The sequence below is a fragment of the Paracoccus liaowanqingii genome (genome assembly GCF_004683865.2).
GTDB lineage: Bacteria > Pseudomonadota > Alphaproteobacteria > Rhodobacterales > Rhodobacteraceae > Paracoccus > Paracoccus liaowanqingii.
On sequence record NZ_CP038439.1, the window covers coordinates 653,749 to 667,241 of the forward strand.

Here is a 13,493-nt window from a genome sequence, read left to right on the forward strand (position 1 = left end):
AGGGGATGAAACCCCTATCGCGAACGCGATAAAAGGCGGCAATGCCGGGCTGCGGGATCGCGGTCCCGGCCCCTGATGATGAGGCAGTGAAGATGGAACCCATACAGGCCGCCGAGGCCATCGACTTTTCTGCCGTGGCGCTGTTCTGGCGCTCGTCGCTGACGGTGCAGGTGGTGATGGTCATGCTGATCGTCGCCTCGTTCTGGTCCTGGGCGATCATCGTGCAGAAGTTCCTGACCTTCGCGCAGGCCCGCCAGGAGGCGTCCAAGTTCGACCGCGCCTTCTGGTCCGGAGAGCCGCTGGACGATCTGTACGACCGCCTGGGGGACCGGCCCAAAGGCGCTTCGGAACGGATCTTCGGCGCCGGGATGACCGAATGGCGCCGCAGCCACCGCGATGACGGGCGGCTGATCCCCGGCGGCATCAGCCGCATCGACCGCGCCATGAACGTGGCGATCCAGCGCGAGGAGCAGCGCCTGTTCCGGGGCCTGTCCTTCCTGGCGACCGTGGGGTCCACCGCGCCGTTCATCGGCCTCTTCGGCACGGTCTGGGGGATCAAGACCGCCTTCGAGGGGATCGCGCTCACCCAGGACACCAGCCTGGCCGTCGTGGCGCCGGGCATCGCCGAGGCGCTGCTGGCGACCGCCTTGGGCCTGGTCGCGGCCATCCCGGCGGTCGTCTTCTACAACAAGCTCTCGGGCGACGCCGAGCGCATCACCGGCGGGTGGGAGGCGTTCTCGGACGAATTCTCGACGCTTCTGTCGCGCCAGATGGACGAGGGCTGAGCCATGGCATCCTCGGTCGTCAAGCGGACCAGCCGCAAGGGACGCCGGCGCAACATGCCGATGTCTGAGATCAACGTCACGCCCTTCGTGGACGTGATGCTGGTCCTGCTGATCATCTTCATGGTCGCGGCGCCGCTGATGACGGCGGGCGTGCCGCTGAACCTGCCCGAGACCGCCGCCAGCGCCGTGCCCACCGAACAGGAGGAACCGCTGGTCATCGCGGTGCCCGCCGAGGGGGCGATGCAGGTCATGGACCAGCCCGTGGCCGACGACCAGATGGTCACCGCCCTGCGCGCCGCCCTGGCCGACCGCAGCACCTCCCGCGTGTTCCTGCGCGCCGACGGCACCATCCCCTATGCCCGCGTGGTCCAGATCATGGGCGCGCTGAACGCGGCGGGCATCACCGACATCGTGCTGGTCACCGAGACCGGCGGACCGCGCATGGACGCGGCCGGGACGGGCAACTAGGCCATGGAGGACCGGGAAGGGCGCATCGGCTACTGGGTCTCGGGGGTGGCGCACGGGTCGCTGATCCTGTGGGCGATCCTGGGCGGGGCGCTGTTCCGGCCGCAGCCCGACCATCCGGTGCGCACGACCCAGGTCTCGACCGTGACCGGCGCCGAGTTCGAGGCGCTGGCCGCCGCCGCGCGCGGGGCAGGGCCGGTCGGCGCCGAGGCGACGGCGGTGGCCAGCCTGGCGGGTCCGGTGGACCCCGACGAGGACGGCACGGCCCGTCCCGTCGACGCGGCCCCCCCGCAGATCGGCCAGCTGGACGCCTTGCAGGCCCCCGACGCCGCCGAGGCGCAGCCCGATCTTGGCGACTTCGCGCCCGCGACGCCCGTCGACGTGGCGACCGACCTGCCCGCGCCAAGCGCCAACCAGACCGCCGGGGCCGAGGCGCCGCCCGCGATGCCCGACAGCCCGGCCGCGCCCCTGGCCGAGGCGCCGCCCGCCCAGCCCTCGGCGCCCACGCTCGACGCTCCGGCGGTGCCGGTGGCGCCGCGTTCCGTCCTGGCGCTGGACGCCTCGCCCCGCCCGCAGGACCGCCCCGCCGGTCTGGTCGAGGCCTTCAACCGCCGCGTGGCCCAGGCCGAGGCCGCGCGGCAGCAGGCCGCCAATGCCGCCGCCGAGGCCGAACGTCAGGCCGCTGCCGACGCCGCCGAAGCCGCCGCGGCAGAGCAGGAACTGGCTGCCGAACGTCAGGCAGTGGCCGAAGCCGAGCGCCAGGCCGCCGCAGACGCCGCCGCTGAGGCAGAGGCCGACGCGGCCCGCCAGGCGGCAGCGGACGCTGCGGCCGAAGCCGAGCGCCAGTCCGCAGCGGCTGCCGCAGCCGCAGCGGCTGCCGAGGCCGAACAGCAGGCTGCCGCCGAGGCGGAAGCCCAGGCAGCCGCGGACGTAGCGCGCCAGGCGGCAGCGGAGGCTGCGGCCGAGGAGGAACGTCAGGCGGCGGCAGAGGCAGAGCGCCAGGCAGCAGCCGAGGCAGAGCGCCAGGCAGCGGCTGAGGCTGCCGAAGCCGAGGCTGCGCGTCAGGCTGCGGCTGTCGCCGAAGCGGAGGCCGAACGTCAGGCGGCAGCCGAGGCCGCCGCCGAAGCCGAACGCCAGGCTGCCGCGGAAGCCGAGGCTGAAGCCGAGCGGCAAGCGGCAGCCGCCGAAGCGGAGCGTCAGGCAGAGGCCGAGCGGCAAGCGGCAGCCGCCGAAGCGGAGCGTCAGGCAGAGGCCGAACGCCAAGCTGCGGCTGCCGAGGCAGAGCGTCAGGCTGAAGCAGAGCGTCAAGCCGCCGGGGCCGCCGAAGCCGCGCGTCAGGCAGAGGCAGACCGCCAGGCCGCCGCCGATGCCGAACGCCAGGCTGCCGCCGAGGCGGCCGCGCGGGCCGAGGCCGACCGGCAGGCGCTGGAGGATGCGCTGCGCGAGGCGCAGTCGGGCGGCGGGCAGGACACGGCCGCGACCGGCCAGACACCGGGCGGCGAGACGCAGATGATCGAGGGGGGCAGCGGCGCCTCGGCGGGGCTGGACCCGCTGGCGGCCGCGATGGCGGCGGCGATGGCGGGAACGGGCGCTCCGGCCGATCCGGCCAATGACCCCTCGGGCCCGCCCGCCGACATGATGCGCCTGGCCCCGGGTCCGATCGACGCGATCGAGGCCACGCCGCTGTCCGATCCGGCGGCGGGGCTGCCGATGGGCGATCCGCTGACCCTGTCGGAACGCGACGGGCTGCGCTTTGCCATCCAGAACTGCTGGAACATGGGCGCGCTGTCGGTCGAGGCCTCGCAGATGAGCGTCTCGGTCGGCTTCACCCTGTCGCCCGCCGGGATCCCCGACCCGGGCAGCCTGCGCATCGCCGGATACCGGGGCGGCAGCGAGGCCGCCGCGCAGCAGGCCTTCGACGTCGCCCGCCGCGCCATCCTGATCTGCGGGCAGACGGGCTTCGATCTGCCCGCATCCAAATACGGGCGCTGGCGCGATGTCGTGGTCGATTTCCGGCCCGGCGGCATCGAGTTCCCCCAATAAGCCCGCGGCGGGCGGCCTTTCGCCCGACGCCGATAGAAGGTAATGACCCCGCCATGTTCCGACCCTCGATCCTTGCTTCCGCCCTCGCCCTGGCCGCAGCCCTGCTGCCGGCCGGACCCCTGCTGGCGCAGGACGCGCCGCTGCGCATCGAGATCACCGATGGCGTGATCGAGCCGATGACCATCGCCATTCCCGCCTTCCACGGCGATGCCGAGATCGCCGCCCGCGTGCGTCAGGTGGTGGCCCAGGACCTGACCGGCACCGGCCTCTTCCGCGAGATCCCGGCCGAGGCGCAGGTCGCGCGGCCCGGCAGCTTTGCCGAGGCCGTCAGCTACGAGGACTGGCGGGCAATCGACGCGCAGGCGCTGGTCTCGGCCGAGGTGCGGCAGATGGGCGAGAACATCAGCGTGCGGTTCCGGCTGTTCGACGTGGTCTCGGGGCAGCCGCAGGGCGACGGGATGCAGTTCGACGCCCGCGCCAGCGACTGGCGCCGCGCCGCGCACAAGATCGCCGACCAGATCTATGCCCGGCTGACCGGCGAGAAGCCCTATTTCGACAGCCGCGTGGCCTTCGTGCAGGAGACCGGCCCCAAGAATGCCCGCATCAAGCGCATCGGGGTGATGGATTACGACGGCGCCAACATCCTGTGGATGACCGACAGCTCGTCGCTGGTGCTGGCGCCCAAGTTCTCGCCGGACGGGCGGCGGCTGCTGTACACCAGCTATGACAGCGGCTTTCCGCAGATCCAGCTGATGGACGTGGCCAGCGTCAGCGCCCGGCCCCTGACGCAGGACGCCTCGACCATGGCTTTCGCGCCGACCTTCAGCCCGGACGGGCGGTGGGTGGCCTATTCTCGCGAGCAGGGCGGCAATACCGACATCTGGCTGATGGACGTGGCGACCGGCGCACAGCGGCCGCTGACCAATTCGCCCGCCATCGACACCTCGCCCGGCTTCAGCCCGGACGGGCAGCGCGTGGTCTTCGAAAGCGATCGCTCGGGGACGCCGCAGCTCTACATCATGGGGCTGGACGGGGCCGAGCCGGTGCGCATCAGCTTTGGCGAGGGGCGGTACGGCACCCCCGCCTGGTCGCCCAAGGGCGACATGGTGGCCTTCACCAAGCAGATCGGCGACCGGTTCCATATCGGGGTGATGCGCACCGACGGATCGTCCGAGCGCATGCTGACCGAGTCCTTCCTGGACGAGGGGCCGACCTGGGCGCCCAACGGCCGCGTGGTGATGTTCACGCGCGTCACCCCGGGCGGAAACGGCCAGCCCCGGCTGCATTCGGTGGACATCACCGGGCGCAACATGCGACCCATGAACCTGGACTTTGCCGCCTCGGACCCGTCCTGGGGACCCCTGATGCCATGAGGATGACATGATGACCGCCGCCAAGACACCCGCCCTGCTGGCCGCCCTTCTGTCCCTGGCGGCCTGTGCCCAGCCCGCGCCTCCGGTCATGGCCCCGGTCACCGACCCCTATGCCAGCACCGGCGGCGGGGCGGTGTTCCAGGGCGATCTGGCGGGCGGCGTCCTGGGCGCGCAGGCGACCACGCAGTATTTCCAGAGCGCGATCGGCGACACCGTGCGCTTTCCCGCCGACCAGACGACCCTGACGGCGGAGGCGCGCGAGATCCTGGCCCGGCAGGCCGGCTGGCTGACCCAGCATGCGGGCTTCACCGCCGTCGTGCAGGGCCATGCCGAGGAAACCGGCACCCGCGAATACAACCTGGCCCTGGGCGCCCGTCGGGCCAGCGCGGTGCAGGAATACCTGGTGGCGCAGGGCGTGGCCCCCGACCGCATCCGGACCCTGTCCTTCGGCAAGGAACGCCCCGCCGCCACCTGCTCGGACGAGGGCTGCTATGCCCAGAACCGCCGCGTGGTGACGGTCGTGACCGAGGCCGCCCCGCCCGCCGCCATGGTCATGGCAACGCCCCCCGCCGTGTCAGCCCCCGTGGCGACCGCGCCGGGCGTCCTGCCGGGCGGCGCGACCGGGATCGGCATGTGATGCGGCTGCGCGCGGCCCTGATCCTGGCGCTGGCGCTGCCCACGGGCGCGCTGGCGCAGGCGGCGCCGGATGCCGCGACGCTGGCCGACATGCGCCTGCAGGTCACCGAACTGCGCGGCCAGCTGCAGGGTCTGCGAGCCGAACTGGTCGCCTCGGGCGCCGCCGGGTTCCAGGCGGCGGGCGGGGCCGGGGCCATCGACCGCATGAACGCGATGGAGGCGCAGCTGATGCGCCTGACAAACCAGACCGAACAGCTGCAGAACCGCGTCAACCGCATCGCCGGGGATGGCGAGCGGCGGCTGGCCGATCTGGAGTTCCGCCTGTGCGAGGTCGATCCCGCCTGCGATCTGAGCGCGCTGACCGTGCCGCAGGCGCCGGGCGGGCTGACGCCAGAGCTGGCGCCCTCGCGCCCCGCCGCGGATGGGGGCGGGGCACCCGCCGCGACCGCGGCGGAACGGTCCGATTTCGACGCCGCCAGCGCCGTGATGGCCAGCGGCGATCATGCCCGCGCGGCGCAGATGTTCGCCGACGTGGCCGAGACTCATGCCGGCGGCCCCCTGACCGCCGAGGCGCTGTTCCTGCGGGGGCAGGCGCTGGACATGGCCGGACAGCCCCGCGACGCCGCCGCCGCCTGGCTGGAGGGCTTTGCCGCCGACCCGGACGGCGTGCTGGCGGGCGACAGCCTGCTGGGCATCGCCCGGGTGATCGAGGGGCAGGGCGAGGCGACCGCCGCCTGCCTCTATCTGGCCGAGATCCCGGCCCGCTTTCCCGGCAGCCCCCAGGCCCTCGAGGCCGAGCAGCAGGTGACGCGCCTCGGCTGCGGCATCAGCGATCTGGGCGCGCTGGACCCGCTGCTGGATCCCGCGCTGGACCCCGAGGCGGCGGCCGACATGGCCGAACACCAGTGACGGTGGACCCCGCCGGCCGCATCCTGGCCGCGCTGGACCGGCTGGCCGGCGATTTGCCGGCGCTTGGGCTGGCGGTCTCGGGCGGGGGCGATTCGATCGCGATGATGCATGTCGCCGCGGAATGGGCGCGGGGCCGGCGGCTGATGGTCGCGACCGTGGACCACGGCCTGCGCGAGGACAGCGCGCAGGAGGCCGAGGAGGTCGCCCGCGCCGCCCGTGCCCTGGGCCTGCCGCATGCGATCCTGCTCTGGCGCCGCGACACGCAGGTGGGCAACCTGATGGCCCAGGCCCGCGACGCGCGGCTGCGGCTGCTGTCGGGCTGGGCGCAGCACAACGGCCTGCCCGCCGTGGCCCTTGGCCATACCGCCAACGATCTGGCCGAGACGCTGGTCATGCGGCTGGCGCGCGGCTCGGGCATCGACGGGCTGGCGGCGATGGCCGAATGGCGCGACGCCTTCGGGATGCGCTGGCTGCGGCCGATGCTGGGGGCGGGCCGGGCCGACCTGCGCGATTGGCTGAGCGCGCGCGGGATCGGCTGGATCGACGATCCGACCAATGACAATGCCGATTACGACCGCGTCCGCGCCCGGCAGGCCATCGCCTCGCTTGGGCTGGACGTGTCGGGGCTGGCGCGCTCCGCCGGCCATATCGGCGATGCCCGCGACGCGCTGTCCGACTATGCCGCGCTGGTCTCGAAGGAGGCCGAGGCCGAGCGGGGCAGCCTGACCCTGTCGCGCGCCGCCCTGCGCGAGGCCCCGCCCGAGATCCGCCGCCGCATCCTGGTCGCGGCCTGCCGGTGGGTGACCGGGGGCGACTATCCCCCCCGCCGCGCCACGCTGCTGCACGCGCTGGAGGCGGTGATGGCGCAGGGCCGCGTCACGCTGGACGGGGCGATGATCTCTCCGACCGCGACCGGGCTGCGGGTCACCCGCGAGGCCGCCGCCGCGCAGCGGGCCGGTGCCACGACGGGCGCGGTCTGGGACCGCCGCTGGAAGATCGGGGGCCTGGCGCCCGGCCAGCATGTCGCGGCGCTCGGCTTCGATGCTCTGGCGCGGCTGCCTTGGCGTGATTCGGGGCTGCTGCGCGACGAGGCCGCGGCCAGCCCCGCGATCTGGCAGGGCGAGGCGCTTGTGGCCGCGCCGCTGCTGCGCGATCATGCGTCCTGGACGCTGCGCCCCCTGCGGGGCGCGGCAGATTTCCGCAGGCTGGTGAAGGCGCATTGAACCTGCGGGAATAATCCCTATTTTCTGTTCAAACCATATTCCGCCGGAGGACCCTTCTTGGGCAATGCACGCAACTTCGCCTTCTGGGTGGTACTGTTCCTGATGATCCTGGCCCTGTTCAACCTGTTCAGCGACGGGTCGAACACCATGAACAGCCGCCAGATCAGCTATTCCGACTTCATCCAGCGCGTGCAGAACGATCAGGTCAGCGCCGTGACGATCGATGGCGAGGATGTCGCGATCACCGGCACCGACGGCCAGCAGTACGCCAGTGTCCGCCCGATGGGCGAGGATATCAGCGACCGGCTGATCCAGCAGGGCGTCGACGTGCGGGTCGTCAAGCAGCAGAGCAGCGGCTTCATGTCGATGCTGGGCGTCTGGCTGCCCTTCATCCTGCTGATCGGGGTGTGGATCTTCTTCATGAACCGCATGCAGGGCGGCGGGAAGGGCGGCGCGATGGGCTTTGGCAAGTCGCGCGCCAAGCTGCTGACCGAAAAGCATGGCCGCGTCACCTTCGACGACGTGGCGGGCATCGACGAGGCCAAGGAAGAGCTGGAAGAGATCGTCGAGTTCCTGCGCAACCCCCAGAAGTTCAGCCGCCTCGGCGGCAAGATCCCGAAGGGCGCGCTGCTGGTCGGCCCTCCGGGCACCGGCAAGACGCTGCTGGCCCGCGCCATCGCGGGCGAGGCGGGCGTGCCCTTCTTCACCATCTCGGGCTCGGACTTCGTCGAGATGTTCGTCGGCGTCGGCGCCAGCCGCGTCCGCGACATGTTCGAGCAGGCCAAGAAATCCGCCCCCTGCATCCTCTTCATCGACGAGATCGACGCCGTGGGCCGCGCCCGGGGCGTGGGCATCGGCGGCGGCAATGACGAGCGCGAGCAGACCCTGAACCAGCTGCTGGTCGAGATGGACGGCTTCGAGGCGAACGAAGGCATCATCATCGTCGCCGCGACCAACCGCAAGGACGTGCTGGACCCCGCGCTGCTGCGTCCGGGCCGCTTCGACCGCCAGATCCACGTGCCCAATCCCGACATCAAGGGCCGCGAGAAGATCCTGTCCGTCCATGCCCGCAAGGTCCCGGTCGGCCCCGATGTCGACCTGCGCCTGATCGCGCGCGGCACGCCTGGCTTCTCGGGCGCCGACCTGATGAACCTGGTGAACGAGGCGGCGCTGACCGCCGCGCGGATCGGCCGCCGCTTCGTCAGCATGGCCGATTTCGAAAGCGCCAAGGACAAGGTGATGCTGGGCGTGGAACGCCGTTCGCTGGTCCTGACGCCCGAGCAGAAGGAAAAGACCGCCTATCACGAGGCAGGTCACGCCGTCGTCGGCCTGTCGCTGCCCAAATGCGACCCGGTCTACAAGGCGACCATCATCCCGCGCGGCGGTGCCTTAGGCATGGTCGTCAGCCTGCCCGAGATGGACCGCCTGAACTTCCACAAGGACGAGGCCAAGCAGAAGATCACGATGACCATGGCCGGCAAGGCCGCCGAGATCATCAAGTATGGTGAAGAAGGCGTGTCGAACGGCCCCGCGGGCGACATCCAGCAGGCCAGCGCGCTGGCCCGGGCGATGGTTATGCGGTGGGGCATGTCCGACAAGGTCGGCGCCGTGGACTATGCCGAGGCGCACGAGGGCTACAACGGCAGCACCGGCGGGTTCTCGGTCTCGGCCGCGACCAAGGAACTGATCGAGCAGGAGGTCCGCGACCTGATCGAGGAGGGCTACCAAGAGGCCTATCGCATCCTGATCGAGAAGGAGGTCGAGTTCGAGCGGATGGCCCGCGGCCTCTTGGAATACGAGACCCTGACCGGCGAGGAAATCGCCCGGATCCTGCGCGGCGACGCTCTGGACGGCGGCGACGACGACACCCCGCCCAGCCTGATCCCCGCGGTCACGGCGATCCCGAAGACCGGGGCCGCACCGAACCCGGGCGGCGATCCCGCGCCGGCCTGAACGAAATCAGGGGCTTGTGAATGGAACCCCGGCCCTCGGCCGGGGTTCTTCCATATCTGAACGAATTGTTACCGTCAGATCGCCTGCCTGTGCGGGCGCATCGAACACCTCCGACGCGCCATTCCGGATCGTGGGACACTGGTCTAGTACCTGAGAGACAATTTTCATTTCAACGAATGCCACTTTTTTAGACAGGTGTTCAGGCCCGCTCATGCCGCGGCAATAGGACATTTGTGATTGCGAAAGCTAAACCATACGGTTTTGCTTCCCCAGTCTTTCATCCTGTGCGATAGCAGCTTGCACACACTGCAACGCCGACACGATCCTATGAGGTCGGCCAACCTTAGAACGACGACATGACGCAACAGCCCGCCTCAGACGACACCTCGAAACTCGACGCGATCCTGTGTTTCGAGGTCTATGCGGTTAATCTGGCATTCGGCCGCATCTACAAGCCGCTGCTGGACCCGCTTGGCCTGACCTATCCCCAGTTCCTGGTGATGATGACCCTGTGGACCTGGGACGGCCTCAGCGTGGGCGCCATCGGCGAGCATCTGGGCCTGGACAGCAGCACCCTGACCCCGCTCATCAAGCGCCTCGAGGCGGCCGAATTCGTCAGCCGCAAGCGCGACGTGCGCGACGAGCGGCGGGTGATCGTGTCGCTGACCGAAAAGGGCGCGCAGCTAGAAGCCCAGTCCGAGCATGTTCTGGGCTGCATCACCCAAGCCACCGGCCTCAATCCGCGCGACACCGAGAAGCTGCACGATTCGCTGCGGCAATTGCGCCGCCGGCTGACCAGCACCTCGCTGGACTAGGCGCGGGGGACGAGGCCCGGGCTTGCGATTTTCTGTCGTCCGGTGCATGGGACGGGAACGATGACCCGGATCCAAGACATACCCGACATGGCGGCGCTGCGCGTCGAGATCGACGCGCTGGACGCCCGGCTGATGGCGCTGATGGCGCGGCGCCACGCGCTGATCGACCGCGCGGCCCAGATCAAGTCCGGCAACGGCATGCCCGCCCGGATCGACGCCCGCGTCGAGGAGGTGGTGGCCAATGTCCGCGCCCATGCGATGGATCATGCCCTCGACCCCGACCTCTACGACCGGATCTGGCGCCTGCTGATCGAGGCCGCCATCGCCCAGGAAGAGCGTCAGCTGAACAAGGATCGCCCATGACCGCCCAGATCATCGACGGCAAGGCCTTTGCCGCCCGGCTGCGCGCCCGCATCGCCACCCATGTGACCGACCTGGCCGCCCGGGGCATCACCCCGGGCCTGGCCGTGGTCCTTCTGGGCGAGCATCCCGCCAGCCAGGTCTATGTCCGCTCCAAGGGCCGCATGACCCTCGAGGTCGGCATGGCCTCGTTCGAGCATCGCCTGCCCGCCGACACCCCGCAGGACGCGTTGCTGGCGCTGATCGCGGGGCTGAACGCCGACCCGGCGGTGAACGGCATCCTGGTGCAGCTGCCCCTGCCGGCGGGCCTGGACGAAGCGGCGGTGATCAACGCGATCACGCCCGAGAAGGACGTGGACGGCTTCCACATCCTCAATGCGGGCCGCCTGGCGACGGGGCAGAAGGCGATGGTGCCCTGCACGCCGCTCGGCTGCCTGATGCTGCTGCGCGACCATCTGGGCAGCCTGGCGGGCCTGAACGCAGTGGTGATCGGCCGCAGCAACATCGTCGGCAAGCCGATGGCCCAACTGCTGCTGCGCGACAGCGCCACGGTGACGATCGCCCATTCGCGCACGGCCGACCTGCCGGATCTCTGCCACCGCGCCGACATCCTGGTCGCCGCCGTGGGACGACCGAACTTCGTGACCGGCGACTGGATCCGCCCCGGCGCGACGGTGATCGACGTGGGCATCAACCGGACCCCGGACGGGCTGGTCGGCGACGTGGACCGCGCCTCGGCGCTTCCGGTCGCGGGCGCCCTGACCCCGGTGCCGGGCGGCGTCGGGCCGATGACCATCGCCTGCCTTCTGGCCAACACCCTGACCGCCACCGCCCGTGTGAACGGCCTGCCCGACCCCGAGGGCCTGACCCCCTAGGCCGCCAGCCGGGCTGCCAGGCGCAGCGCATGCGCGGGCTGGGTCGTGGCCACCGGCAGCACCGGATCATAGGCGGCCCGGATCACCCCTGCCAGCGCCGCCGAGGGCGCGATCTCGCCCGCGAAGGTCAGCATGGACTGCATCGCCACCCGCTCGGCCAGCCCGCCGGGATGGGCGCCTCCCAGGGCCCCGCCCATGTTCAGAAACATCAGGCAGGCCCGGATCCCGCCCTCGGGATCGAAGCGGAACAGCCGATAGTGATCCGCCCCCTCGCGCGCCAGCCGCTCGGGCAGGCCCGGCACACCGGTCAGCCGGTCCAGGTCCGGCACGCCCGCCAGCTCGGCCCAGTCCCGCACGAAGAACAGCATCAGGTTGGCCCCCATCTCGGGATCGGTCTCGGCCATCGGATGGCGCGCATGGGCATAGCCCGCCCGCAGCGCGCCGCGAAAGATGCCCAGGCTCTCATCCGCCAGCCCGAAGACCACCGGCGCCACCGGCCGCCCCCACCGGGCGCAAAGAAAGCCGCCGTCAGATTTCGTGAACATCGCCTCGATCGCTGCCGCATCCATGCGCCATACCCCTCATCTTGGTCCAAATATCCTGGGGGGAGTCGTCGGAACGACGACGGGGGGCAAGGCCCCCCGTCAACCCCGGCCGCCTGTCGCGATCCTCAGACCAGCGTGGCCTCGGTGGCCGCACGCAGCTCGTCCTCGGTGACGCCCTCGGCCAGTTCCACGATCTTCAGGCCCCCCGGAACCACGTCCAGCACGCCCAGATTGGTGATGATCCGGTCGACGACCGACTTGCCCGTCAGGGGCAGGGTGCATTCGCGCAGGATCTTCGACTCGCCCGCCTTGTTGGTGTGGTCCATGACCACGATCACCCGGCCGACGCCGGCGACCAGATCCATTGCGCCGCCCATGCCCTTTACCAGCTTGCCGGGGATCATCCAGTTCGCCAGATCGCCGTTCTCGGCCACCTCCATGGCGCCCAGAATCGCGGCGGCGATCTTGCCGCCCCGGATCATCCCGAAGCTTGTCGCGCTGTCGAAATAGGACGTGCGGTCCAGTTCCGTGATCGTCTGCTTGCCGGCATTGATCAGGTCGGGATCCTCGTCGCCCTCAAAGGGGAAGGGGCCCATTCCCAGCATGCCGTTTTCCGACTGCAGCGTGATGTCCTTGTCGCCCACATAGTTGGCGACCAGCGTCGGGATGCCGATGCCAAGGTTCACGTACCAGCCGTCTTCAAGTTCCTCGGCCGCGCGGGCGGCCATCTGGTTGCGGTCCCAGGGCATGGTTCAGGCCTCCTCACGCGGGCGGGTGGTGACTTTCTCGATGCGCTTCTCCTGCGCCCCCTGGATGATCCGGTGCACGTAGATGCCGGGCAGGTGGATCATGTCGGGGTCCAGGCTGCCGCGCGGGACGATCTCCTCGACCTCGGCCACGCAGACCCGGCCGCACATCGCCGCCGGAGGGTTGAAGTTGCGCGCCGTCTTGCGGAACACCAGATTGCCGGTGTCGTCGGCCTTCCAGGCCTTGACGATGGACAGGTCGGCCACGATCCCGCGCTCCAGGATGTAATCCTGCCCGTCGAAAGTCTTGACCTCCTTGCCCTCGGCGATGACGGTGCCGACGCCGGTCTTGGTGTAGAAGCCGGGGATGCCGCTGCCGCCGGCGCGCATGCGCTCGGCCAGGGTGCCCTGGGGGTTGAACTCCAGCTCCAGCTCGCCCGACAGGTACTGGCGCATGAATTCGGCATTCTCGCCCACATAGCTGCTCAGCATCTTCCTGATCTGGCGCGTATCCAGCAGCTTGCCCAGCCCGAACCCGTCCACGCCGCAATTGTTGCTGGCGATGGTCAGATCCTTCACCCCGCTCTCGACCACCGCGTCGATCAGCAGCTCGGGAATGCCGCAGAGGCCGAAGCCCCCCGCCGCGATGAACATCCCGTCCTTCAGAAGCCCGTCCAGAGCCTCGTTCGCCGTCCCATAGACCTTCTTCATCGGTCCTCCCGTCCCTCGGATCACTGTGTCGGCCCAAGTTGTCGCCTGCGTCCC

The 13,493-nt window shown here is 70.5% G+C and carries 14 protein-coding genes; 11 read left to right on the plus strand and 3 right to left on the minus strand.

The features are described from left to right. Window positions 1-92: 92 nt before the first annotated feature. The 11 genes from tolQ (at window position 93) to E4191_RS03165 (ending at window position 11,437) form a co-directional block, all read left to right on the plus strand. Complete coding sequence (tolQ, locus tag E4191_RS03115) at window positions 93-785, plus strand: protein TolQ (RefSeq protein ID WP_135312113.1); 693 nt, start codon at window positions 93-95, stop codon at window positions 783-785. A gap of 3 nt (window positions 786-788) precedes the next feature. Further along, window positions 789-1,253 carry a protein TolR gene (gene tolR, locus E4191_RS03120; protein WP_135312114.1) on the plus strand — a complete coding sequence of 155 codons (465 nt, stop codon included), beginning with the start codon at window positions 789-791 and terminating at the stop codon, window positions 1,251-1,253. 3 nt (window positions 1,254-1,256) lie between these two features. After that, window positions 1,257-3,293 (plus strand): hypothetical protein, encoded by a 2,037-nt coding sequence (locus E4191_RS03125; RefSeq protein WP_135312115.1) that lies wholly within the window; start codon window positions 1,257-1,259, stop codon window positions 3,291-3,293. Between the two features lie 53 nt (window positions 3,294-3,346). Continuing rightward, window positions 3,347-4,666, plus strand: coding sequence for a Tol-Pal system beta propeller repeat protein TolB (gene tolB / locus E4191_RS03130; protein ID WP_135312116.1), 1,320 nt, complete (start codon window positions 3,347-3,349; stop codon window positions 4,664-4,666). 7 nt (window positions 4,667-4,673) lie between these two features. Further along, the gene (gene pal, locus E4191_RS03135) at window positions 4,674-5,303 is read left to right on the plus strand and encodes a peptidoglycan-associated lipoprotein Pal (RefSeq protein WP_135312117.1); all 630 of its coding nucleotides are present in this window, start codon (window positions 4,674-4,676) and stop codon (window positions 5,301-5,303) included. Further along, complete coding sequence (locus E4191_RS03140) at window positions 5,303-6,211, plus strand: tol-pal system YbgF family protein (RefSeq protein ID WP_135312118.1); 909 nt, start codon at window positions 5,303-5,305, stop codon at window positions 6,209-6,211. Before pal ends, E4191_RS03140 begins: the two co-directional genes overlap by 1 nt. Continuing rightward, window positions 6,208-7,434 (plus strand): tRNA lysidine(34) synthetase TilS, encoded by a 1,227-nt coding sequence (tilS, locus tag E4191_RS03145; protein ID WP_135312119.1) that lies wholly within the window; start codon window positions 6,208-6,210, stop codon window positions 7,432-7,434. Before E4191_RS03140 ends, tilS begins: the two co-directional genes overlap by 4 nt. A 57-nt stretch (window positions 7,435-7,491) precedes the next feature. Continuing rightward, window positions 7,492-9,387, plus strand: coding sequence for an ATP-dependent zinc metalloprotease FtsH (ftsH, locus tag E4191_RS03150; RefSeq protein ID WP_135312120.1), 1,896 nt, complete (start codon window positions 7,492-7,494; stop codon window positions 9,385-9,387). A 356-nt stretch (window positions 9,388-9,743) separates the two neighbouring features. Beyond that, a complete protein-coding gene (locus E4191_RS03155; RefSeq protein WP_135312121.1) occupies window positions 9,744-10,202 on the plus strand; it encodes a MarR family winged helix-turn-helix transcriptional regulator in 459 nt (152 codons plus the stop codon). Window positions 10,203-10,262: 60 nt separating this feature from the next. Continuing rightward, window positions 10,263-10,565, plus strand: coding sequence for a chorismate mutase (locus E4191_RS03160; protein WP_168217571.1), 303 nt, complete (start codon window positions 10,263-10,265; stop codon window positions 10,563-10,565). Then, window positions 10,562-11,437 (plus strand): bifunctional methylenetetrahydrofolate dehydrogenase/methenyltetrahydrofolate cyclohydrolase, encoded by an 876-nt coding sequence (locus E4191_RS03165; protein ID WP_135312122.1) that lies wholly within the window; start codon window positions 10,562-10,564, stop codon window positions 11,435-11,437. Before E4191_RS03160 ends, E4191_RS03165 begins: the two co-directional genes overlap by 4 nt. On the opposite strand, the gene E4191_RS03170 is transcribed toward E4191_RS03165, so the two are convergent. The 3 genes from E4191_RS03170 to E4191_RS03180 all read right to left on the minus strand — a co-directional run bounded on the left by E4191_RS03170 (window position 11,434) and on the right by E4191_RS03180 (window position 13,439). Continuing rightward, window positions 11,434-12,006, minus strand: a complete 573-nt coding sequence (locus E4191_RS03170) for a hypothetical protein (RefSeq protein ID WP_135312123.1) — start codon at window positions 12,004-12,006, stop codon at window positions 11,434-11,436. The genes E4191_RS03165 and E4191_RS03170 overlap by 4 nt on opposite strands. A gap of 101 nt (window positions 12,007-12,107) precedes the next feature. Next, window positions 12,108-12,731, minus strand: a complete 624-nt coding sequence (locus E4191_RS03175; RefSeq protein WP_135312124.1) for a CoA transferase subunit B — start codon at window positions 12,729-12,731, stop codon at window positions 12,108-12,110. A 3-nt stretch (window positions 12,732-12,734) separates the two neighbouring features. After that, window positions 12,735-13,439, minus strand: coding sequence for a CoA transferase subunit A (locus E4191_RS03180; RefSeq protein ID WP_135312125.1), 705 nt, complete (start codon window positions 13,437-13,439; stop codon window positions 12,735-12,737). Window positions 13,440-13,493: the final 54 nt, after the last annotated feature.